The organism is Brevibacillus sp. HB1.2 (assembly GCF_013332495.1).
Taxonomy (GTDB): domain Bacteria; phylum Bacillota; class Bacilli; order Brevibacillales; family Brevibacillaceae; genus Brevibacillus; species Brevibacillus porteri.
On record NZ_JABMIU010000011.1, the window covers coordinates 168,831 to 191,087 of the forward strand.

Sequence of the window (22,257 nt, forward strand, 5' to 3'; positions counted from 1 at the left end):
CAACGCCCTGCAAATACTGTTGGGAGTACGAGATTACTTTGGCGGGGAAATCATGAAAAACGGATTATCTTTTACACAAATCGTCGTCATGCTGCTTTTAACCAACGGATTGATGAACCATGTCATCGTCATTCCGATGATGCTAGATTCTGCCAAAAGAGACTCCTGGATCTCGGTTTTGTTAGCTGGGGTGCTTTACTTGTTGTGGACTGGTTTACTCTATTCGGTCTATAAAAAAACAGAGAATGAGCATCTATTCCAGTGGATCAAAAAAACGTACGGCTTCCCGCTCTATTGCGTATTGGCGCTGCTGACATGTGTCTACTGCTTTACAATCGCCACCATGACGATGACCGATACGATTACGTGGGTCAATTTATCGTTTGCTCCAGAGACACCTCTGGAGGTACATACGATCTTGTTTGCAGTCCTTTGTCTCGTCAACGCGATGTTTGGAATCCGCTCCATCGCAATGACCTCTTCTGTACTTTTGCCATTCGTCGTCCTTTTGGGATTTTTCGTGATGTCTACTAACTTTCCAAACAAAGATTACAGTCTGCTCCTCCCTATGATGGAAAACGGGATTGCCCCTGTTTTACGAGGAATGATGTATGCGGGCACAGGCTTTGTCGAACTGATCCTCCTGTTATGTATGCAGCATCACCTTCAATCGAGAGTGCCGTACTATCAAATTTTCATTTTGGCGTTTGTCATGATTGGCCTCACATTCGGGCCAACCTTAGGTGCTATTGTAGAATTCGGTCCGGATAAAGCCGGAAAATTGCGCTATCCTGCCTATGAGGAATGGCGACTCGCCAATATAGGCCTATATATCGAGCATCTCGATACCCTGAGCATATACCAATGGTTTAGCGGTGCCTTTACGCGCATTTCTCTCTCGCTTTTGCTGATTGTCGAAATACTGATGATTCCGTATGGAAAGAAACGGATTTGGTGGTTAATCGGGCTATTTTTCTTCTCATCTGCCCTCTCCCGCTATCCCATAAGTGCGATCCAATTTTACAGCCTGTTATCGAAACAGCTTTTACCCAGTCTTTTCGTATTGGCCCTGTCTCTTTCCATCGTTTTTGCTCTCTTGACAGCCTTCGCCTCTAGGAGGAAACAACATGACGAATCGTAGGTTTGCCAAGGTCAAAGGGTACACGCCAGCAACAACCGTTAAAGAATTGCCTTCGATTTCGCTACAGGCATTTCATGATTTGTTTGAAGACTGCAATGACATATGCATAGATACGCACTCCCTCGTCCCAGGACACACTCCCACTCGCGTGCATTTTATCTACTCCGACTGCTTGTGCGATTTGAACCAGATCAGCGAGTATTTGATGCCACAGCTCGTGCAGCTTTTTGTGAACGAAAACATCCTAGATGCTGAGGATTTATTTGAAAAACGGCTCTTTTTCATGAATGAGCTGACACAGCCGACGAATGTTGATTGGATTTGCAGACACGTTTTCTCCGGAAATTTGTTGATGGTGTTTGAAGACTTTCATACTGTCTATTATGTAGAGACGGGAAATCCCCCCCGACGCGAACCTGAGGAAACCAATACCGACGCATCGATTAGCGGCCCGCGCGATGGATTTACGGAAGAAATCAATACGAATCTGGGTCTGATCCGCAAAAGGCTTCGGACGTATCAGCTAAAATTCGTTCCATATATCGTCGGGAGCCACACTCATACGCGCATTGGTTTATTGTATTTGCAAGACCAAATCGATCCGATTTTGTTGAAGGAAATTCACGACAGAATGGATTCACTTGATAGCAAGGGCATTGTAAGCGGTATGCAAGTAGAAGAACGGTTATCTCGATCTCCCTTTACTCTTTTGCCAGAATTTCAGTACACCGGAAGGCCCGATTATGTAGTGAACGCTCTTTTAAAAGGTCGGTTTGCCATGTTGATCGATGGCTCACCTATTTCATTAATTGGCCCGGTTAACTTTTTCATGCTGCTAAACGCTGCCGAGGATACCAGCTCATCTGTTTTTTCCGTAGTGTTTGTCCGTATTCTGCGGATGGCCTGCGTGATCATTGCGCTCTTTTTACCCGGCCTTTGGGTCGCGCTTATTACCTATCATCAGGAACAGCTTCCGTACACCTTGATTGCCACCATTGTGAAGTCGCGACAAGGCGTTCCGTTGCCAGCTGCATTGGAAGTTTTGCTCATGGTGCTCTTGTTTGATTTGTTTAAAGAGGCTGGTTTGCGCCTTCCTCTATCGATTGGTCAAACACTGTCCGTTGTTGGAGGCCTGATCGTTGGACAAGCAGCGATATCGGCCGGTTTGACCTCTACAGGCAGTCTGGTCATTGTCGCGCTTTCCGTAATGGCTACCTTTACGTTATCCAATCAGCATATCGTCTCGTCTGTTACCCTGTTTCGGTTCGGGATATTGCTCTTATGCTCCCTTCTCGGGATGTTTGGCTTCATGATGTCGCTTCTGGCAATGGTTCTGTTCTTTTCCAACATGCGCTCCTTTGGCCTTTACTATTTGTCTCCGCTTGCGCCGACCTCTTGGCCTGACTTGTATAAAACACTGTTCCGCACACCTTGGCGAAAAGTAGAGAAAAGCCCTGAATTCCTGCATGATCCCTCGAAAAGGAAGGGCTCCTGATATGACTCGCATCCGTGTAATGGCCGTCATCCTCCTCCTCCCGCTCCTGCTAAGTGGCTGCTGGAACGCACGTGAAATTGAAAATCTGCTTTATGTCAATGCACTTGGGGTCGATTATGTTGACAATAAATTCGAGGTGTACGCCCAATTGCTGAACTTCTCTACCATCGCCAAACAAGAAGCGGGAGGAGAACGATCTGCAAGCGGGGTGGCTATTGCAAAAGGAAGCGGCGATTCTTTTGTGAGCGCCCTTTTTAGTCTGTATCCCACGAATCAGGCGCAAATGACTTGGAGTCATATTCGTTCCTTGGTTCTCAGTGAACAGGTATTGAAACGCCCACTTCTCGATCAAGTCATCGATGAGCTCGACCGGTTTTACGAATTTCGTTACACCATCTGGACGTATGTGTCCAAAGAACCACTGATGGATATTCTTACGCCCAAGCAAGTATTCAACCAGCCTGCCATTTACTCGCAATTGTCCAATCCGCAGGATCTTCACAAGCAAAACTCGGCGATTTATCCGATGAAGCTGTTTCAATTTGTCAGGAAAAGAGATGAACCCAACAAGGTCGTCTATTTGCCAATGCTCTCCATTAACAGAAAGACCTGGTCGGAGGACAACAAACCTTTGCCCCAGCTTAAAACAACCGGTGCCTGCATGCTGCAAAACAAGGAGGTCAAGGGTTGCTGGCCGCGCTCTGAGCTGCTCGGATTGCGCTGGCTAGACGAGCATACCAATCGATCGTTACTGACCGTAAAAAAGGGCAAACAACCTCTGGCAAATCTCGTCCTGCAAAAACCAAAAGTAAAGATACAGCCGCTACTGCGAGACAATCAAGTCACGTTTCAGATCGATGTGGAGCTACTGGGCTTCATACCGCTATACCATCACATAAGCCCCGTTCGGGAAATCGAGAAAGAAGCCGCGAAAAAAATCGAAGAGGAGATTCGGGGGTTGTACGAAAAAGGACGGAAGCAACAGATGGACACGCTTCAACTGGGGCACACCCTTTATCGCAAATATCCGAAAGAATGGAAACGAATGCAGCAAAATGAAACGCTACCGCTTAACCCGTCCTCTCTGGAGGCGGTGAACGTCAAAGTAACGATTTTCGATGGCGGGATTTCGAAGGTGAAGCAAGAGCGTTAAATGGGAAAGGAGCAAAGCGTTGAGCTTTGCTCCTTTCTTTGTCTTCTATTTGGAACTACACCACATATGCTCCCGCTTCGATCACACGATCCGCAATCGAACGTTTGAGTGCCACCGTATTGATCGGCGTGCGGCGGGTCAGCTTTTTCAGGATCGAGAGGCGCAGACGAAGCTCGTCGCCCTCTTCCATTGCCGCCAATGCTTCCTTCGCCCAGCCTTCGATACGATCGAATGCCTCATGCACATAGACAGCGGTCATTTCCAGCTTTTGCTGCTCGGCTTCGATGCCATTTGCCGCCATTGCTTTCTCTGTACGCTTCACGATGCTGTCCATTGCATATAGCTCGATCAGCATGTCAGCCGCGAATGCCAAGAGTTCTTGTTCTTTGGACATCGCTTGTTGGTATTTCATCAACGCAGAACCAGCCACCATCAAAATGATTTTGCGCGTGATGTTGATCAGATGCTTCTCCATAGCTAAAGGTGCATCTTCAATCTCTTCTGGATAATAGCTCATCAGATCTGCTTGCAGGCTGCTTGCTGCTTGCATGAGTGGCAGTTCGCCTTTCATCGCCTTTTTCACGAGCGTATCCGGGATGAGCATGCGGTTGATTTCGTTCGTTCCTTCGAAAATGCGGTTAATCCGCGAGTCACGGTACATATTCTCGATCTCATACTCGGACATAAAGCCGTATCCACCGTGGATTTGCACGCCTTCGTCCACGCAGTAATCCAAAACCTCAGTGGCAAATACTTTATTGATCGAGCATTCGATTGCATAATCCGCAATCGCCTTCGCAACCTCCGCGCCATCATCCGCTTTTTCACCCAAGCGAGTCAGTGCTGTATCGAACAGACCCACTGTCCGATAGACGGAGCTTTCAGCCGCATATGTTTTTACTGCCATGTTCGCCAGCTTGTTTTTGATTAAAGTAAAGTTGGCAATTGGCGTTTTGAACTGCTTGCGTTCTTTTGCGTAGTTCGACGCGAGTTCCACCGCTTTTTTCGCGGAGCCGACTGCACCCACCGCGAGCTTGTAACGACCAACGTTCAAGATGTTGAACGCGATCACGTGACCTCTTCCAGGCTCACCTAGCAGATTGTCTACCGGTACAGGTACATCTTGCAAAATGACCGTGCGTGTTGAGGAGCATTTGATCCCCATCTTCTTCTCTTCCGGCCCAAACGAAACACCTGGGAATGTCCGCTCGACGATAAAGGCAGTAAATTTCTCGCCATCGATTTTCGCGTATACGATAAATACATCAGCAAAGCCAGCGTTTGTGATCCATTGCTTCTCTCCATTGAGAATATAGTGCGTGCCATCTGCGGAGAGAGTCGCTGTCGTTTTCGCACCCAGCGCATCTGAGCCAGAGCCAGGCTCTGTCAGGCAGTAGGCAGCGATTCGTTTTCCAGATGCCAGATCAGGCAGGTAGCGCTGTTTTTGCTCTTCGTTTCCAAAGTACACGATCGGCAGTGATCCGATACCGACGTGGGCGCCGTAGCTGAGCGCAAAGCCGCGAGCCAGCGAGAACTTCTCTGTGACGAGTGCAGTGCTGACTTTATCCAGCCCCAGTCCCTCGTATTTCTCTGGAACGTCTCCAGCCAACAAACCGAGCTCCCCTGCTTCCTTCAGCAGACGAACCGAAATATCAAATTGGTGGTTTTCAAGCTCTTCCAAATGAGGACGAACTTCATTATTGACGAAATCCTCCGTCGTCTTGGCAATCATCTTTTGCTCATCGGTGTATTCTTCTGGCACGAATACATCATCAGCTGAACCTGCATCGATCAAAAAGCTTCCACCGCGGATCAAATCTTTTGTTTCTGCCATTACTATCCCACTCCTTAATTTAAAATTAGATCATCTCAAAAACGCCAGCGGCTCCCATTCCACCACCGATACACATCGTAACGACTCCGTATTTGCCACCTCTGCGCTTCATTTCGTTCAAAAGCTGGACGGTCAGCTTGGCACCACTGCAACCGAGTGGATGCCCTAATGCGATTGCCCCACCATTTACATTGACCTTTTCAGGATCAAGTCCCAGCTCGCGAATGACGGCAATCGATTGAGAAGCGAACGCTTCATTTAACTCAAACAGATCGACATCCTCCAAGCTGATTCCCGCTAGTTTCAATGCTTTTGGAATCGCGACAACCGGACCAATCCCCATGACATCAGGGTCTACGCCGCCAACCGTAAAAGAACGGAACTTTGCCATCGGCTCGACACCCAGCTCGGCTGCTTTTTCAGCAGACATCACAAGAACTGCCGCTGCGCCGTCGCTCGTTTGCGAGGAATTTCCTGCCGTTACGCTGCCTTGCACATGAAAGACCGGCCTGAGCTTGGCGAGTGCCTCCAGAGTCGTGTCCGAGCGCGCTCCTTCATCCTTGTCAAAAACACGTTCCTGGACGTGAACCTTGCCAGCTTCATTTACAAAATGCTGCTTGATTGTCAATGGTACGATTTCATCCTGGAATTTTCCTGAAGTTATCGCAGCTGTCGCACGCTGATGGCTTTGCAGAGCAAAAGCATCCTGATCCTCACGAGAAATGTTGTACCTCTTCGCTACTTCTTCAGCCGTATGGCCCATGCTCATGTACGCTTCCGGCTTCGTTTCTACCAGAGTCGGATTAAGTGCGATTTTGTGACCGAGCATCGGCACCAGACTCATGCTCTCCACCCCGCCAGCGACAACCACATCGGAGCTGCCGACCATGATCTGCTGAGCAGCGTAAGCAATCGTCTGCAAACCGGAGGAGCAAAAGCGATTGATCGTGATACCCGATACATTGGTCGGCAATCCGGCACGCAGTCCGATCAAGCGAGCCATATTCATGCCTTGCTCAGCTTCCGGTACAGCCGTCCCTATGATGATATCCTCGATATCAGCCGGATCGAGCTGTGGCACGCGGCGCAACAGGTCGCTTACAACTGCGGCTCCCATATCGACTGGGTGAAAATCTTTGAGACTTCCTTTTTTCGATTTACCGATAGCGGTGCGGGCGCCCGCGACAATAACTGCTTCTCTCATCGTTATCCCTCCCTCTCCCTAGTTACGCAAAGGCTTGTTTTTGGTCAGCATGTGCTGCATCCGTTGCTGGCTTTTCGGTGTCTTAATCAGTTCGAGGAACGCTTGCTTTTCCAGCTCCAGAATGTAGCTCTCTGTCACTTCTGTACCCGCTGACACGTTACCACCGGACATGACATAAGCAACTTTGCTTGCGATCAGTTCATCATGCTCGGAAATATATCCACTCTTCTTCATGGCATAAATATTTTGGCGCAGGTTCGCATAACCCGTTTCTCCGATGACGCGAATTTTGCGTGGCGCTGGCGGCGTGTAGCCCTCTTTATCCATCGTGAGCACCAGCTGCTTCGCATCGTATAACAAATGATCGGCATTCACGCTGATGCGATCAGTCGGTCGCAGGTACCCTAGGTTGATAGCTTCCTGACCACTCGTAGATACCTTTGCCATGGCAATAGCTTCAAACGACTTCGCCACGAACGGGAACGGATCAACTGGGACGCTGCCTCCCTCTGGAACGTTTTCCATTGCTCGGAACAGCATCTCCTTCGTTCCTCCGCCACCAGGCAAAAGTCCTACTCCCACCTCTACCAGTCCAAGGTATGTCTCTGCCGATACCTGTACACGATCCGCGAGATAGGCCACCTCGACACCGCCGCCCAGCGTCATGCCGAACGGTGCTGCGACGACTGGACGATGCATGTAGCGCAGTGCCCGTGCTGTTTTGTGGAAGTTCGTGACGAGCATATCGAGCTCCAGCCAGTTCTCATCCTGTGCTTCCATCAACGCCATTGCGAGATTCATCCCGACGCAGAAGTTCTTGCCTTGATTACCGATGACCAGACCAGCGAAGTTCTTCTGCACTTCCTCTGCGGCCTGACTTGCCATGTGCAAGACATCCATACCGAGCGCATTATGCGGAGAGGTGAATTCCAGACATGCGACTCCATCGCCCAAATCGATCAAGGCGGCACCCGCATTTTTCTTGATCAGCTTGCCTTGTTCCTTAAGTGCTGCCAAGTTGATGTTTTCTTTGCTCTCTTCGACGTCCTTGTAGGTGCCTCCGATGGAAAACACGCTGCGCTTCCCTTGCTCTTGTTGATAAAAGGAGGTTTTCCCACTCGCGAGCAGCTCCTCGACGAGTGCCGGAATCTTCTCGTTTTCCTCACGCATTCTTGCCACTGACTTTTCGAGACCGATGGCATCCCATGTTTCGAATGGTCCCATCTCCCAGCCGAAGCCCCACTTCATGGCCTGATCAACAGAGACGATATCATCCGCGATCTCATGAGCCTTTTCCGCAGAGTACAGCAATACCTTTTTGAAGACACTCCAGACAAACTCACTGCCCTTGTCCTTGCCGTAAGCGAGCGCTCTCAACTTCTCAGGCAATGTCTTGGCTGTTTTAGCTGTTTCGAGGGAAGGGAACTTCGGCCTCACACTTGGACGGTATTCCAGCGTGTCAACTGACAGTGCCAGGATCTCTTTCCCTTTCTCCGTCTTCACCTGCTTGAAAAAGCCTTGACCAGCTTTTTGCCCAATCCATCTTTTCTCTACCATTTGCAGAACAAACTCCGGCACTTCAAAAACCGAGCGCTCCTGTTCATCCGTGCTTTTGTTCCTGACGTTACCCGCCACATGTACGTACGTATCCAGTCCGACGACATCGAGTGTGCGGAACGTAGCGCTCTTCGGACGGCCGATGACCGGTCCTGTCAACGCATCTACCTCATCTACCCCAAGCCCCAGTCGCACCATTTCGTGGATCGAAACCTGCAATCCATATGTACCGATGCGATTCGCAATGAAGTTAGGCGTATCCTTGCAAACGACCATTCCTTTTCCGAGCACATGCTCACCAAAATGCTTCATGAAAGAGATGACTTGCGGGTCTGTATCAAGACCTGGGATCAGCTCCAACAGTTTCAAGTAGCGCGGTGGGTTAAAAAAGTGCGTGCCGAGGAAATGCTTGCGGAAGTCATCAGAGCGTCCCTCTGCCATTTCGTTGATAGAAACACCGGACGTATTGGAAGACACGATTGTCCCTGGCTTGCGATGCGCTTCTACCATAGCGAAGACGCTTTTCTTCACTTCGATATTCTCGACGACTACCTCAATAATCCAATCGACCTCGCTCAAGCAAGAAAGATGGTCTTCGAAGTTACCAACTGTAATCAGGTCGATGTTCTTTTTATCGTAGAGCGGCGCCGGCTTCTCCTTCAAAAGTCGGTCACGGCCCGCTTGTGCGATCCGATTTTTCACCACGCTATCAGACAAAGTAAGTCCTTTTGTACTCTCATCTGCTGTCAATTCACGCGGCACGATGTCCAGTAAATAAGTGGGAATACCGACGTTGGCTAAATGTGCTGCGATCCCAGCGCCCATGACGCCTGAACCGAGAACTGCCGCCTTGCGAATTTTGCGTTCCATCTCCAAATCCTCCTTTTTAAAAACCTAGTCATGGCTTATTCATGGTCAAAAGAATGGCCTCGCAACAGTGAATACCTAATATTCAGACTAGAGGAGCATTTTTAAAACTTCTACTTTCTCTATAGATATTCCTGTGTACATCAGCACATGTCTCTTATTGAATGAATGCTCATTCAGTATGTGGGTTAAAAAATGACATCCCACGTTTTGGCTGTCTTACATGCCCGGAGATGTTACGCTCCCACCAACTGAATCACCGTTCAGTTTTTATTGTAATCGAAAATTCTGTCAGTTGCAATCGTCTCTTGTCGCTTCTTTGTAAGAAAGAAAAGAAAAGGGACACTCGATTTTCCAGTGCCCCTTTTTCTGTGCTATTTTTGCGAGTAAATCAGCGTGGTGATCTTGCGTCCGTAAGTGTTGGACGCATCTCCTTCCAATCGGTATTCAATCTGGAAGTCTCCGTTTTTCGGGTCTAGATAATGTGCAATCACCCAGAGGGTTTTCGAATTGTTTTCGTCTGCCTTGACCGATACTTTTACTGGTCCGTTATATGTGGGCACTTGCTCCAGCTTTGTCATGCTTTTGAGCGCATCGTCTGTAAAGAGCACAGACAGCTGCTTCTGATTTTTTGTTTCGTACGCCAAATTCGCTGCTCGTAAATACACCTGCGCGATATGCTGCTGATTCGCAGGTGAACCACGGAACTGCGAAGCTACATCCATCCGGTAATAATCAATCAGTCGATCCATCACGACAACGTATTCTGCACGCGTCAGGATCTTGTTCGGAGAAAAAGTCTTGTCCGTGAGAAACAGATTGAATTCGCGGATCGCCAGTGGGTACGGTGAATATGTATCCCGATAGAATCGGTCGCGCTTCCATTCGTAATGGCTGTTAAAGAAAGAGACTGTATCTTGTGGTTTAATATTGGCTGTACGGAATTTTTGGGGTGCCAGCATATGAAACAGCATCAAGCTGGCCTCTTCTTTCGTCAATGGCCACTGCATCCCGGCACTGGACATCCACCAGTTCGGATTTTCCTTCTCTTGCTTTTTCATCAGGTGTCCGGTTTCAGCCAAATATAGATAGTACAGCATCCGGTCTCCTGGATCAAACTTGCCCAAATCGTCTGTTTCGATTTTCATCATGGTCTTTAGATTGCTCAGCAGTTGATCTACTTCCCCCCGGAGTAGATAGCGATGATCCAGGTTTGGCTTGCGTTCTGGCTTTTCTATCGGTCCATATACCGTCTCAAATACGCGATTCAGCATAGCCAAAGCTTCGCCTCGAGTAATTGGCTTGTTTGGGTAAAAAGGCTGATATCCCTTCCTCTTTACGATGCCCAGATCCGCCATTTTGTTGATGTGCTCACGCGCCCAATGTTCCTGTATGTCCGTATACATGCCAGGTGCAGCCGCATTCGCACTCCCTGAAAAAACGCTTTGCACTACTAGCAGTGCCAAGAGAAAAACGATAGCAAAACGCTTTACCATGACTTACGATGACTCCTTTCTTTCCATGATCATTTCCTTACTCCCTTTTTTTGGAATTCGTCCCCAGTAGCATCCATTCCTGCCATATTGGTCTATTTTCCTGGGTCTGATCTCTCCCTTTCTTGTATCGGGATGAAAACGGAACTTTGTTATACTTTTTCAAAACAAATGAAAAAGAGCCGCACTTTGTAGTAGCGGCCCAATTATATCCTTTTTCTCTATGCGCTGACTATCCTTCAATCTGCTCTAACCAGCCTGGTCCCTTGGTTACAAGCAACCGATATAAGAAAATGTTAATGAGAGTGAACAGGACGATAATCCCAAGAGCGGTCCCTAACATGGATGTCCCCAGCGAAAAACTGGCGAGGACGACTAGACCTCCTGCCATAAGGCCTATTACCAGCGGGAAAAGGGGATTGAGATTTTGCTTGATGGCCTCTTGTTCGGAGCTCCAACGCAGCTTAGGCAGCTGTAAATCCACCAAGATTCCGATCATGTTGATAAAAATCAGCCCCGGAATTCCACTCACGATGGCAAGTATGATAAAGGCAGGCGAAAGCTGTAAAAACCATACGGCCTCTGTAAGAAGCAGCAGCATACTCACTGCACTTAGCACTAATCCTGGGAACAGCTTTGCCAACAGGATGTCGCGATATGGCATAGGCAGTAGCTTGTTCGTAAAGAATCCCTGTCCTTCTCTGGATATGGCAGTTACGGAGGTGCTATTCATGGCACCCATGATAAGAAAAGCAGCAAAGGCGATGGCTACGCTCATACCCGCTGCCGAGCCTTTCTGCATGACAGTTTGAATGAATGAAATCATTTCCCCGCTGTCACGACGGCTAAGTAATGGGATCAACATGAGTATCGGAATCAGAATGCTGGATAGCGTACAGTTCATCAAAAATGCCGGTGTCCGCCATAACATTCTCCATTCCTTGAGCGCGTATGCCAGCATAGCCGGACGTTTTTGGACAAGCTTGGCAAATGCAGTATCGACAACTTCTTTTCGTTTGGCGACTGACTCACTCATTCCCATCACACCCGAAAAGTAGAGATACGCTCCGGCGTAGAGAAAGGCGGCTATACCTGTAATCGCCACGAAAAGGAAAGCAAACAGATAGCCGAGAGAACCCCAAGTACCGCTGTCTATCAAAGCAAGGGCAGCCAGATTACTTCCAGGGAACAGCTGAGTGACAAAGCCCAACAGCCCATTTTCTTGTGTCAACAGCATTTGCTGAATTTGCTCAATACCAAATTCACTTCCGCTAGACTGACGTTGGAACAGCGCTTGAAAACCAACGACAATTCCAATCCCGATCAGCCCTCCAATAATACGGAAGCGCTCTTTGTATTTTTTGACGTTCGTAAAACGCATGAACAGCATCACGACAAGAGCAGCCAGCACAAGCGGCAAAACAGGAACAACCAAAAAGACAAGGATCGCTAGTAGATAATACATGATCCCTGCGCCGCTTTTCACGCCAAACGTAATGAACAGAGGCCCCAGGAAAACCACTGCTGTATAATATTCATACACGAGTGCAAGAGTAAATTTGGCTCCGAGAATATGTCCTGGAGCAAGCGGCATCGGCAACAAATGCTCAACATCCTTGGAATAGTAGAAAACACTCAAGACATACAAAATCCCGAATAAAAAGATGACAAGAGACGTCATGGCTACGCCAAATCCGAGTAAAGCCCCCTGCTGTCCGATCAGCGCCAATCCGTCATACAACTCAGAAATCACCAGTACAGCCGAAGCCATCATGGGAAGAACACCTAGTGCAATGACAATAAGCAACAGAGCGGTCTTCCAGCCACTCCCTTTCTCCACTCTCCAGGCTGGCTCCGCGTTTTTCATCATCATCTTCGTCAAAATCAGCACTTTATTCATGCTTGGTCAACTCCAGGAACAAGCTTTCCAGTGATACGTCTGACTGAAAATGCTCGCGCAGCTCAGCAAAGGTTCCACAGAACAAAATTTTACCTTTGTTGATGATCCCGACTCGATCGCACAACTTCTCAGCAACATCCAGCACGTGTGTGGAAAAGAATACGCTTCGACCGCTATCCGCATGTTCACGCATCATTTCTTTTAACGTAAAGGATGACTTGGGATCGAGTCCAGTCAAAGGCTCATCGAGAATCCACACTTCTGGCTGATGGATGAGCGCACCCATGATCATGATTTTTTGACGCATACCGTGCGAATAGCTCTGAATCGGATCCCCCAATGCGTTCTTCATGTCAAAGCGATCCGCCAACTGCAAAATCCGTTTTCCTCGTACCTCTTGAGGCACCTCGTAAATATCTGCCATGAAGCTGACATATTCCAGACCTTTCAGTCGCAAAAAAAGATCAGGGCTATCCGGTACATAACCGAATTGGCGTTTTGCTTCCAGTGCTTCGGATCGAATATTTTTTCCATTGATCGTGATCTCACCGTGATCCGGACGTGTGATCCCTGTGATCATTTTGATCGTGGTTGTTTTGCCAGCTCCATTTGGTCCGAGGAAGCCAAAAATTTCTCCTTTGGGCACTGTGAAATTCATTTGATCAACTGCTCTTATCGTGCCGTTGTAGCTTTTCGTCACATTGACAAGTTCTATCATCGCTGTGTCTCCCCTCTCCCCCGCTGTTTTCAACATTTTTTCCAATTTACTTCCACTCCATTTATTACGAGTGGTTCAAAGAAAAGTTCCGGAAAAGAAAAAGAGCCGTCGGTTATCCCAACGGCCCTCGTTAAAGCTTCTTAGTCTTGTGGTACAAAGCTGCCATCACGCAGCATAGTCAATTCACCCATGATGAATGCTAAATCTTCGCTCTCACCGAACTTGCCACTTTCCTCCAACGCTTCCAAACGACGCAAAAGCATGTTAGCAAAATCTTGAATCTGTATCGGCTGCGCCTCCATATCTGCATCATCCAAAACTTCAAAACTAGTCAAGGCTTCCAAGTGGGTTACGATACGAAAACCGCCGATTTCCCCCAGGAACTCTTGCTTGTTCATTTTTGATTTCTCCAATTTTTGCAGCATGGACAAAATATCATTCGCTACCACGCTCGGAAAAGCAACCTGATAAAAGTTGCGATTTTTCGCTTCCTCGGTTTTGATTATCAAAACATCAATACCATCTGGCTTTTTTGCTTTTTTGCCAAACCCAAACATATATTCCACCTCAATCGTTCGATCTGTCCAACTCTCTCCATGATAGACATAATCCGAGAGTCAGACAACCCCTATCCATATATTAACTGGGCTATTTGTCTTTTTTGACACACACGCTAACGTAAAACGACTGCTTCCAAGTGAGGTGTGCCATGAAAGTCAACTGGAAAAATTGGATGTTTATTCTCGCTCTCTCTTTGCTCGTCACAGGATGCATGACGCAAGTAAAGCAGCAGCAGGCAAAAAACAAGGCCAAAACACAGAGTAAGCCTGCCAAGCAGTCTGCCATCCAAAAGCTTGGCGATAACAAAATGGATGTGGTCCTCTTTTTGAATCAAGCCGAGCATCAGCTGGAAAATGTATATTATGCTGCTGCGGACAATGCGAAGGGCAAATCTGAGTTTGAGGATGGTCTCGTCTTTCGTGAATTGCCTGAGCGCTTCGACAGTAAAGACAAGATAACGGGGTACTTCGGCCGTTTTTGGAGCCGTCCACTGGCAGAAGCCATGTACGACAACATGACAACCAAGCTGGTGAAGGAAAAAGTATACGTAGCAATCCCACGCGTCGACTATCCGACTCTGATCTCGGTACGAAACACGACTGTTCAAAAAAACAATGGAGAACTCAGTGTGACCGTGGAGGATGTAACCGATTCTTCCTTTGCTTCTGACCGCACGCTGCGCTACCGACTCGTACGCGATCAAAAGACCAAACGGTTCGAAATCAAATCACGGGTGGGCGCTTATGGGAATGAACAATTTCAATAAGCCTCTTGACATTTCTTGCAGACCAAGCGAATAATAGTGAATTAATAAGCACATAGTGAGCGGCAATGACGGGGAATAGTAAAACCGCCCTTCAGGTCCAGAGAGCGAAATCCACCGGCTGAGAGGTTTCGTCCTTGAATCGATTTGAACCCACCCCAGAGCATCCAGGGAAGACCTGGACAGGTTTCTTTCACCTGTTATCAAAGAAAGAGAGCCGGGCGTTTCTGGCTGAAGTATGCCTTCAGTCCAAAACGTCAAATAAGGTGGTACCGCGTGAGGTTATCAAGCCCTTTCGTCCTTATCAAAGAGACGAGAGGGCTTTTTTGTATGCAAGAAGGGGGTTTTACGCATGAAAAAGGGTAAGTTGCGTTTGGTAGTAAAGGTGGGGAGCAGTTCGATTGCAGCAGCTACAGGCGGTGTTGATCCGGCGAAAATGTCGCTGCTCGTCTCGGCTATCAGCCAATTGCGCGAAGCGGGTCATCAGGTTGTCTTAGTCTCCTCGGGAGCTGTCGCCAGCGGCTATCAAAGTCTCGGCTATCAGCAGCGACCGCGATCCTTGGCAGCCAAGCAAGCAGCGGCAGCTATTGGGCAAAGCTTGTTGATGCAGACCTATACACAAATGTTTGGCGCCCATAACTTCAGCGTGGCGCAAATCTTGCTGACACGCGGTGACTTTTCTCACAAGGAACGGTATCAGCACGCGTTTTCCACATTGTCACTGCTTTTGGATAAAAATATTTTGCCAATCATCAACGAAAACGACACGGTATCCGTAGCGGAATTGACCTTCGGAGACAATGATATGCTTGGTGCACTCGTCGCTGGTCTCATCCATGCTGATTTGTACACGATCCTAACTGATACGAATGGCTTGTATGATAAAGACCCACGTTATCATGCTGATGCCAAACACATGGGCTGGCTCGAATGTGTGACAGACGAAATCGAGGCACTTGCAGGCGGAGCTTCCCAACTGGGAACAGGCGGTATGCGCTCCAAGCTGATCGCAGCAAAAACCGCCCAATCATTAGGAATTCCGAGCTTTATCGGAAAATTGACGAATACCACTGATTTGTTGGCTGTCCTTACTGGCAACGGGAATGGCACCTATGTCAACTATCATCCAGAAGCACCTGCACCGAATGGCGTTCCTACACGCAAGCAATGGATTGCGCTTCACTCCCCTACCCGCGGAAAAATCACGGTTGATAGCGGTGCAGCGGAAGCGATTTTGGAAAAAAGCAAAAGCTTGCTCTTGGCAGGTGTCCGCGATGTATCCGGCATGTTCGAGCAAGGTGAGGTTATCGAGGTTTACTGTGAGGGTACGTTGATCGGTCGCGGTATCAGCAGATTTACTGCAGCACAGTTAAGTGATTTTCTTTCCCCTGATAACGTAACGCGACACAGCGGTACTGTTATACATCGGGATGAATGGACGCCTGTCATCTAAACGAATCCATGTAGATAAAAAGAAGGAGTTGGAGAAACCATGGAAATCTTGAAGGAAAAAGTGCATACACAAATGAGCCTGGCCAAACAGGCCTCACGAAAAATGGCAATACTCTCTCGCAAAGAAAAAGATCAGGTGCTCGTCGCAATTGGCAACCAGCTGCTGGCTGATGAGGACGTCATTCTCTCAGAAAACGCCAAGGACCTCGCCCTCGCGGAAGCAAATGGTCAGCCTGCTTCCTATCTGGACCGTCTCCTGTTGACGCCGGAGCGAATTGCACAGCTCGTGGATAGTCTGGCGCAGCTGGTATCCCTCGATGATCCGGTCGGGGAACGAATCGACTCGTGGACACGTCCAAACGGACTTTTTATCGAACAAATCCGCGTCCCTCTCGGCGTCATTGGAATGGTGTACGAAGCCAGACCGAACGTCACCGTTGACGCAGCAGCTATCGCTATCAAAACGGGCAATGCGATCGTCTTGCGCGGCAGCCACAGCGCTGTTCACAGCAATCTCGCGTTGACGACTAGCATTCGTCAAGCGCTCACTGCGACCGGACTTGACGCAGAAACGGTGCAGTACTTGCCTTTTGCCGAACATGCGTCTGTCGATTACTTGTGCACCGCCAATGGTCTCGTCGATGTCATCATCCCTCGGGGTGGCGCGGGACTGATCCAGCGGGTTCTGCAAATCGCAAGCGTACCTGTACTCGAAACAGGCGTCGGAAACTGCCACATTTATGTGGATGAAGCGGCTCAGTATGACATGGCTGAAAGCATCGTGATCAATGCCAAAACGAGTCGGCCTGCCGTATGCAATGCTGCCGAAACACTGCTCGTGCACAGCAGTTGGCCACAGGAAAATCAACGAGCCTTGCTCCAAAAGCTACTGGCGAAGGGTGTTGAACTCCGTGCTTGTGAGCGTACGATAGAGCTGCATTCCGACCTCTCCACTCAACTGCACCATGCAACGGCAGAAGACTGGGATACGGAATACTCTGCGCTGATTCTTTCGGTTCGCACTGTTGATAGCCTGGGCGAGGCCATTGAACATATTACAGCGCATACTTCCGGCCATTCAGAGGCAATTGTAACGGAAGATGAAGTCGCAGCCCGTCAGTTTTTGACTGCGATCGATGCCACAGCGGTTTATCACAACGCCTCTACCCGCTTTACAGATGGTGGAGAATTCGGCTTCGGTGCCGAAATAGGCATCAGCACGCAAAAACTTCACGCTCGTGGGCCAATGGGCTTGCCAGCGCTCACTTCTTACAAGTATGTCGTACGCGGAAACGGCCAAATCCGATAGTCCAAAGGGAGGGAATCACCATGAGTAACCAAGCAACAATGATTACAGAAGGGCGGATCGGTTTTCTCGGTGCAGGCTCGATCGTGGAGGCCATGCTTTCCGGTATCGTAAAGAAAGGCTTACTCTCTTCTGAGCGTATTACCGTCTCCAACCGCAATAATAGGGAGCGTTTGGAACAGTTGGCAAATGACTACGGGGTAACTGCTACTCAGGACAAATTTGAGGTAGTCCGCTCTTCCGATATTTTGATTTTGGCCATCAAGCCGAAGGATGCAGCAGAGGCTTTGCACGATTTGCGTGGAGTTGTTCGTTCGGACCAATTGATCATTTCGGTGGTTGCTGGCGTCTCCACCAGCTTGATCGGAGAGTGGCTCGGTGCAGAGTGCCCGATCATCCGCACGATGCCCAATACATCGTCTGCGGTTGGTTTGTCTGCTACAGGACTGTGTGCGAATCCTTTTGTCCAGGAAGAGCACCGCGAGCTAGCTACCAAACTTTTCGAAGCAATTGGCACCGTATATGAAGTCGCCGAGGAAGAGCTGGACATCATTACTGGATTGTCTGGAAGCGGTCCTGCTTATATTTACTATTTGGTAGAAGCGATGATGGGGGCAGGTGCCACAGCGGGGCTGGATCGGGAAATGGCACGCCAATTAACACTGCAAACCGTGATCGGCGCCGCACATATGCTGCTCGATACACGCGAAGAGCCTTCTATTCTCCGCCAAAAAGTAACGAGTCCGGGTGGAACGACCCAGGCAGGACTGGAAGTATTGGAAGCCTATCAATTCCAGGAGGCCGTCACTGCAGCCATCCTGCGCGCTGCGGAAAGATCGCGGGAGATGGGGGCACAATACCAGTAAATTCGTTTTGTCCCCCCTCCTTGTCATGTATAATAAAACAGATCAAGCATAGTCGAGAAAATGACGAAGGAGGTCCCATGGAAATTTACGCCTTGTACGGCACCAGTGGAACAGGAAAAAGCACCAGTGCATTAGAACTTGCTCACCGAATGAACATCGACGCCATTATTGATGATGGCATCCTGATTTACCAGGGACGTAAGGTGGCCGGAACCTCTGCCAAATATGAGAAGACAAAAATTCAGGCGGTAAAACGAGCAATTTTTCATTATAAGGAGCACGCTGAAGAAGTACGGCGAAGTCTCGGCGAGATTCAACCAAGCCGACTACTCGTGTTAGGAACTTCTCAGCGGATGATTGGTCGTATCGTGGAAGCTCTGCATTTGCCTTTGCAGGTGGACTTCATCCCGATTGAATCCATCAAGCCTCCGCAGGAAATCGAGGCTGCCCGCTACGTGCGGGAAACAATGGGCAAGCACACGATACCGATTCCGCGTGTCGAGGTAGAAAAAGATTTCCTCCAGCGCCTCATCTCCTCTGCCCAACAGATTTTCAGCTCGAAAAAAGAAGTGATTGGGGAAACAACCGTAGTTCATCCTCCGTTCTCAGGCGGACGTATCATGATTCATCCCCAGGTGTTGCGAAAAATCGTAGAAGCGACCTGCGACCAGTTTGACGAGGTCCATCATGTGGTCAAGATCGTCTCCAGCTTTGAGGATTTGCCTCGGTTTCAGGTTTCGATTGCTCTTCAACTGCCTTACATGACAAATATTCCAGCACTTATCCATGCCCTTCAATCTACGTTGTACAAAGAAGCTCAATATTGTCTCAATATCGCTCCCGCAAGCATCGACATCGTCGTTACTTCGCTGGAGCTATCCTGATCCGGTCCTTTGCGACCGGATTTTTTTTTGGCTGCAATCCTCAGGGGTTACATCCTGACTTGTTGCTCATCCTAAACATGATTCCATCTGAAAGGAGCAACCCGATGCCATCCATCCTGTCTTCCAAACCCTTTACACAAGCTCCGATTCCTGAACCGCCTAAGGTCATTACGACAAAGGACTTGAGCTATCTCAAGGATGCTTTGTCATGGGAACTGATCGCTTTCAAAAAGCTGCATGCTTTCGCACAACAAGCTACTGATCCCCAGGTCAAGCAATGTCTGGAGCAGCAAGGACAAATGCACCAGCGACACTACCAAAAACTACTGAGTCACCTGCAAAACAACAACACCGCAGTGATGGCGACCATTCCACAGACACAGTCCCAGCAACAGCAATCCCAGCCACAACATCAAATGCAATAAGGGAGGAATCGGGATGCCAAACCAAAACCAGATCGCCAATCCGCAATCCGGTCAGCTGCCACAAGTAAAAGGTCCGCAAATGAACGATCGTGACTACCTTAACGACTGTCTGGCTACGTGCAAGTATTTGACGGATAACTTTAACGTCGCCGTTCGGGAAGCCAGCCACCAGCAGCTTTATGATGACATGGTACAAATTTTGAATGAAACCCATCAGTCAGCACGCGATGCTTTCAATCTCATGTTCCAAAAAGGATGGTACAAGCTGGAGGCTGCTGAACAGCAACAACTGCAGCAAGCTTATCAGCAGTTTAGCGGGTACTCCACGCAGTTCCCTTATCATTGAAATAGCAGAAGACACCTGACCCAAGCAGGTGTCTTCTTTCCATTAACCCTTACCACGGAGGAGCTGAGATAAGACAAATAACGCCTTTTCCATGTCGGCTTCCTCTGCATACACATAGGACAAGCGAAGATGATGGCTATCCGTCTGATCATAAACAAAGCCCGGATTTAACAGGACACCTTTTGCCAATGCTTCCGTAAAAAGCTTGCGCATCGAAACCGCCTGATGCAGACGAAGCCAAATATAAAAACCGCCATGTGGTATACGCCAATCTGCCAAATCGTCAAACCAGCGAGTAAGCCATTCGCACATCCTGTCCCTTCTGTGTCGCAGTGCCGCTCTTAGCTGATCCAGATGCCGGGAATATCTCTCGCTTGTGAGCCATTCTGTCGCCACCCATTGGGAAATAGCACTCGCTCCGTAGTCCGTCTGCATTTTCACATCCGCGAGGCGTTCAATGACAGGCTCAGGCCCTACAATCCAGCCAATCCGCAGCCCCGGACTGAGTGTTTTGGATAAGCTGCCCAAATACAAGACCAGCCCGCTCTGATCCCTCGCCTTCAACGGCAATGGCCCCGGTTCGTCCAACCACAATTCTCCATAAACATCGTCTTCCAACACAGGCAGTCTCTCCCGCTCGCATGCTACCAGCACTTCCTCCCTTCGATTCTCTGATAGGCTAATCCCCGTCGGATTGTGGTAAGCCGAAATCGTATAGAGTAGGGCAGCGTTATGCGCCTGTTTTTGTCTCGTAAGCACTTGGGGAGAGATTCCTTCCGCATCCATCGGTACACCGACCAGACGCATTCCCGATGATTGAAACAAAGGCAGAGAGAATAAATACGAAGGCTGTTCGAGCAAGATGGCAGATCCACGGTGAAGAATGCCAATCGATATCAACTGCAAGGCTTGAAGGGCCCCCGAAACGACCAAAATAGAAGCCGGAGAAGCTTCAATCCCCCTGCTCCGCAAATGGTTGCTGATCGCCTGGCGCAAAGGTAACAGCCCTTTTGGCTCCGAATATCCGAGATGTGTCATTTTGCCTTGCAAGCTAGCCATGACCTCTTCCATCTCCGCAACAGGAATCAAGCTAGGCGACAGCTCACCTGTCCCCAGGCGAATGTACCTCGGGTCTGGCTCATAACGATTGATATCCTGAATCGTCGGCGAGTTGGGTAGATGCGCCCCTGCCTGAACGTATCCCAGCCAATTCGGGGGAGGGGCGGTCGTCAGCAAGGACCACGTATTGTTGCTAACGACGGAACCACTGCCCACTGTTGCTTCAATGAAGCCATCCGCTTTTAGCTCTTCCAACGCCGTCACTACCGTGCTGCGGTTTACATCAAAGGCTTGCGCTAACGCTCTTTGTGTTGGCAATTTACTATTGATCGGCCACTCACCGCCTGCGATTTTCCCCTTGATATAAGCCACGATCTGCGCGTAAATCGGTATGTCAGATGATTTGTCAGGCTTCCAGTCAATCGTCAACACAAGCACATTCCTCCTCGTCTTATCATTGTACAAATTGGTTGGTTTAGATGTAAACCAATTGGCTGGAGACAACAGATTCACAACCGTGAATAATGACAGTAATGCAAATAGCCTTTGCATCCAGAGAGAAACGGGGAGGAAATGATCATGCTGGAAGCGATTTTGCACGGCTTTGTGCTTGCTTTTGGACTTATTTTACCGCTCGGCGCACAAAATGTTTTCGTTTTTAATCAAGGGGCTCTACAACCTACCTTACTTCGCGCCATGCCCGTCGTACTGACTGCGGCACTCTGTGATACCCTGCTCATTTTATTGGCGGTATTAGGAGTCTCTTTGGTTGTATTGACAGTCACTTGGCTAAAAACGGTTCTATATGTCGTCGGCTTCGTCTTTTTGATGTACATGGGATATTTAACGTGGCGTAGTCGTCCCAATACGGAGGATGGAGAGAAAGAACGCTTTTCTGCGAAAAAGCAAATCATGTTTGCTGCCTCTGTCTCTTTGTTGAACCCGCATGCAATTCTCGATACGATCGGCGTGATCGGCACCAGCTCGCTCAGCTATACCGGAACAGAGAAATGGGGCTTTACAATTGCCTGCATCCTCGTATCCTGCCTCTGGTTTTTCGGCCTTTCCGTAGCTGGTCGTACCGCAGGTCGATTGGATCGGTCTGGAAAATTGCAGCGTGGCCTGAATATGGTTTCCGCTGTGATTATGTGGGGAGTGGCTATCTATATGGCAGCCCAATTACTCACGACGTAAAGAGTTCGTGAAAAAGTGCATAATCCCCACCTCCTCCAC

19 protein-coding genes are annotated in these 22,257 nt (G+C 48.9%); 11 read left to right on the forward strand and 8 right to left on the reverse strand.

Annotated elements, in window-relative coordinates; translation table 11 throughout:
* Positions 1-52 precede the first annotated feature (52 nt).
* The 3 genes from HPY28_RS22405 to HPY28_RS22415 are packed head-to-tail and all read left to right on the forward strand — an operon-like array spanning position 53 to position 3,789.
* Positions 53-1,141 carry an endospore germination permease gene (locus HPY28_RS22405; protein WP_174231443.1) on the forward strand — a complete coding sequence of 363 codons (1,089 nt, stop codon included), beginning with the start codon at positions 53-55 and terminating at the stop codon, positions 1,139-1,141.
* The gene (locus HPY28_RS22410) at positions 1,128-2,636 is read left to right on the forward strand and encodes a spore germination protein (RefSeq protein ID WP_173622897.1); all 1,509 of its coding nucleotides are present in this window, start codon (positions 1,128-1,130) and stop codon (positions 2,634-2,636) included. Before HPY28_RS22405 ends, HPY28_RS22410 begins: the two co-directional genes overlap by 14 nt.
* 1 nt (position 2,637) lies before the next feature.
* Entirely contained in the window at positions 2,638-3,789 is a 1,152-nt protein-coding gene (locus tag HPY28_RS22415) for a Ger(x)C family spore germination protein (RefSeq protein ID WP_174231444.1), read from the forward strand.
* A gap of 55 nt (positions 3,790-3,844) precedes the next feature.
* Here the strand turns inward: HPY28_RS22415 and HPY28_RS22420 are convergent, their stop codons facing one another.
* The 7 genes from HPY28_RS22420 to HPY28_RS22450 form a co-directional block, all read right to left on the reverse strand.
* Complete coding sequence (locus HPY28_RS22420) at positions 3,845-5,623, reverse strand: acyl-CoA dehydrogenase family protein (protein WP_017251471.1); 1,779 nt, start codon at positions 5,621-5,623, stop codon at positions 3,845-3,847.
* Positions 5,624-5,648: 25 nt separating this feature from the next.
* Complete coding sequence (locus HPY28_RS22425) at positions 5,649-6,827, reverse strand: acetyl-CoA C-acetyltransferase (protein ID WP_174231445.1); 1,179 nt, start codon at positions 6,825-6,827, stop codon at positions 5,649-5,651.
* An 18-nt stretch (positions 6,828-6,845) separates the two neighbouring features.
* A complete protein-coding gene (locus HPY28_RS22430) occupies positions 6,846-9,254 on the reverse strand; it encodes a 3-hydroxyacyl-CoA dehydrogenase/enoyl-CoA hydratase family protein (protein WP_174231446.1) in 2,409 nt (802 codons plus the stop codon).
* A gap of 371 nt (positions 9,255-9,625) precedes the next feature.
* A complete protein-coding gene (locus HPY28_RS22435) occupies positions 9,626-10,747 on the reverse strand; it encodes an S-layer homology domain-containing protein (protein ID WP_017251474.1) in 1,122 nt (373 codons plus the stop codon).
* Positions 10,748-10,976: 229 nt separating this feature from the next.
* Positions 10,977-12,644, reverse strand: a complete 1,668-nt coding sequence (locus tag HPY28_RS22440) for a putative ABC transporter permease subunit (RefSeq protein WP_174231447.1) — start codon at positions 12,642-12,644, stop codon at positions 10,977-10,979.
* On the reverse strand, positions 12,637-13,362 hold the full coding sequence (locus HPY28_RS22445) for an ABC transporter ATP-binding protein (RefSeq protein ID WP_174231448.1): 726 nt from the start codon (positions 13,360-13,362) through the stop codon (positions 12,637-12,639). The genes HPY28_RS22440 and HPY28_RS22445 overlap by 8 nt, the downstream gene beginning before the upstream one ends.
* Positions 13,363-13,502: 140 nt before the next feature.
* The gene (locus tag HPY28_RS22450; protein ID WP_017251477.1) at positions 13,503-13,919 is read right to left on the reverse strand and encodes a hypothetical protein; all 417 of its coding nucleotides are present in this window, start codon (positions 13,917-13,919) and stop codon (positions 13,503-13,505) included.
* A gap of 152 nt (positions 13,920-14,071) precedes the next feature.
* On the opposite strand from HPY28_RS22450, the gene HPY28_RS22455 reads away from it, so the two are divergent.
* From HPY28_RS22455 to HPY28_RS22485, 7 genes are all read left to right on the forward strand, one after another.
* Positions 14,072-14,689 carry a hypothetical protein gene (locus HPY28_RS22455; protein WP_174231449.1) on the forward strand — a complete coding sequence of 206 codons (618 nt, stop codon included), beginning with the start codon at positions 14,072-14,074 and terminating at the stop codon, positions 14,687-14,689.
* Between the two features lie 349 nt (positions 14,690-15,038).
* Positions 15,039-16,139, forward strand: coding sequence for a glutamate 5-kinase (gene proB / locus HPY28_RS22460; RefSeq protein WP_017251480.1), 1,101 nt, complete (start codon positions 15,039-15,041; stop codon positions 16,137-16,139).
* Between the two features lie 39 nt (positions 16,140-16,178).
* The gene (locus HPY28_RS22465; RefSeq protein ID WP_017251481.1) at positions 16,179-17,447 is read left to right on the forward strand and encodes a glutamate-5-semialdehyde dehydrogenase; all 1,269 of its coding nucleotides are present in this window, start codon (positions 16,179-16,181) and stop codon (positions 17,445-17,447) included.
* Between the two features lie 20 nt (positions 17,448-17,467).
* Positions 17,468-18,310, forward strand: a complete 843-nt coding sequence (proC, locus tag HPY28_RS22470; RefSeq protein ID WP_174231450.1) for a pyrroline-5-carboxylate reductase — start codon at positions 17,468-17,470, stop codon at positions 18,308-18,310.
* Between the two features lie 77 nt (positions 18,311-18,387).
* Positions 18,388-19,194 (forward strand): hypothetical protein, encoded by an 807-nt coding sequence (locus tag HPY28_RS22475; RefSeq protein ID WP_174225620.1) that lies wholly within the window; start codon positions 18,388-18,390, stop codon positions 19,192-19,194.
* A 104-nt stretch (positions 19,195-19,298) separates the two neighbouring features.
* Positions 19,299-19,619, forward strand: coding sequence for a ferritin-like domain-containing protein (locus HPY28_RS22480; RefSeq protein ID WP_007718471.1), 321 nt, complete (start codon positions 19,299-19,301; stop codon positions 19,617-19,619).
* Positions 19,620-19,632: 13 nt separating this feature from the next.
* The gene (locus HPY28_RS22485) at positions 19,633-19,965 is read left to right on the forward strand and encodes a spore coat protein (RefSeq protein WP_017251484.1); all 333 of its coding nucleotides are present in this window, start codon (positions 19,633-19,635) and stop codon (positions 19,963-19,965) included.
* 42 nt (positions 19,966-20,007) lie between these two features.
* Here the strand turns inward: HPY28_RS22485 and HPY28_RS22490 are convergent, their stop codons facing one another.
* Positions 20,008-21,456, reverse strand: coding sequence for an aminotransferase-like domain-containing protein (locus tag HPY28_RS22490; RefSeq protein ID WP_174225621.1), 1,449 nt, complete (start codon positions 21,454-21,456; stop codon positions 20,008-20,010).
* A gap of 147 nt (positions 21,457-21,603) precedes the next feature.
* Here HPY28_RS22490 and HPY28_RS22495 point away from each other — a divergent pair, with 147 nt between their 5' ends.
* Entirely contained in the window at positions 21,604-22,218 is a 615-nt protein-coding gene (locus HPY28_RS22495; RefSeq protein ID WP_017251486.1) for a LysE/ArgO family amino acid transporter, read from the forward strand.
* Positions 22,219-22,257 lie beyond the last annotated feature (39 nt).

Coding starts and splice junctions, on each gene's coding strand:
- HPY28_RS22430 (WP_174231446.1), bottom strand. CDS start 9,254: ATGGAACGCAAAATTCGCAAGGCGGCAGTTCTCGGTTCAGGCGTCATG.
- proB (WP_017251480.1), top strand. CDS start 15,039: ATGAAAAAGGGTAAGTTGCGTTTGGTAGTAAAGGTGGGGAGCAGTTCG.
- HPY28_RS22435 (WP_017251474.1), bottom strand. CDS start 10,747: ATGGTAAAGCGTTTTGCTATCGTTTTTCTCTTGGCACTGCTAGTAGTG.
- HPY28_RS22405 (WP_174231443.1), top strand. CDS start 53: ATGAAAAACGGATTATCTTTTACACAAATCGTCGTCATGCTGCTTTTA.
- HPY28_RS22475 (WP_174225620.1), top strand. CDS start 18,388: ATGGAAATTTACGCCTTGTACGGCACCAGTGGAACAGGAAAAAGCACC.
- HPY28_RS22440 (WP_174231447.1), bottom strand. CDS start 12,644: ATGAATAAAGTGCTGATTTTGACGAAGATGATGATGAAAAACGCGGAG.
- HPY28_RS22465 (WP_017251481.1), top strand. CDS start 16,179: ATGGAAATCTTGAAGGAAAAAGTGCATACACAAATGAGCCTGGCCAAA.
- HPY28_RS22420 (WP_017251471.1), bottom strand. CDS start 5,623: ATGGCAGAAACAAAAGATTTGATCCGCGGTGGAAGCTTTTTGATCGAT.
- HPY28_RS22485 (WP_017251484.1), top strand. CDS start 19,633: ATGCCAAACCAAAACCAGATCGCCAATCCGCAATCCGGTCAGCTGCCA.
- HPY28_RS22445 (WP_174231448.1), bottom strand. CDS start 13,362: ATGATAGAACTTGTCAATGTGACGAAAAGCTACAACGGCACGATAAGA.
- HPY28_RS22495 (WP_017251486.1), top strand. CDS start 21,604: ATGCTGGAAGCGATTTTGCACGGCTTTGTGCTTGCTTTTGGACTTATT.
- proC (WP_174231450.1), top strand. CDS start 17,468: ATGAGTAACCAAGCAACAATGATTACAGAAGGGCGGATCGGTTTTCTC.
- HPY28_RS22455 (WP_174231449.1), top strand. CDS start 14,072: ATGAAAGTCAACTGGAAAAATTGGATGTTTATTCTCGCTCTCTCTTTG.
- HPY28_RS22480 (WP_007718471.1), top strand. CDS start 19,299: ATGCCATCCATCCTGTCTTCCAAACCCTTTACACAAGCTCCGATTCCT.
- HPY28_RS22415 (WP_174231444.1), top strand. CDS start 2,638: ATGACTCGCATCCGTGTAATGGCCGTCATCCTCCTCCTCCCGCTCCTG.
- HPY28_RS22410 (WP_173622897.1), top strand. CDS start 1,128: ATGACGAATCGTAGGTTTGCCAAGGTCAAAGGGTACACGCCAGCAACA.
- HPY28_RS22425 (WP_174231445.1), bottom strand. CDS start 6,827: ATGAGAGAAGCAGTTATTGTCGCGGGCGCCCGCACCGCTATCGGTAAA.
- HPY28_RS22450 (WP_017251477.1), bottom strand. CDS start 13,919: ATGTTTGGGTTTGGCAAAAAAGCAAAAAAGCCAGATGGTATTGATGTT.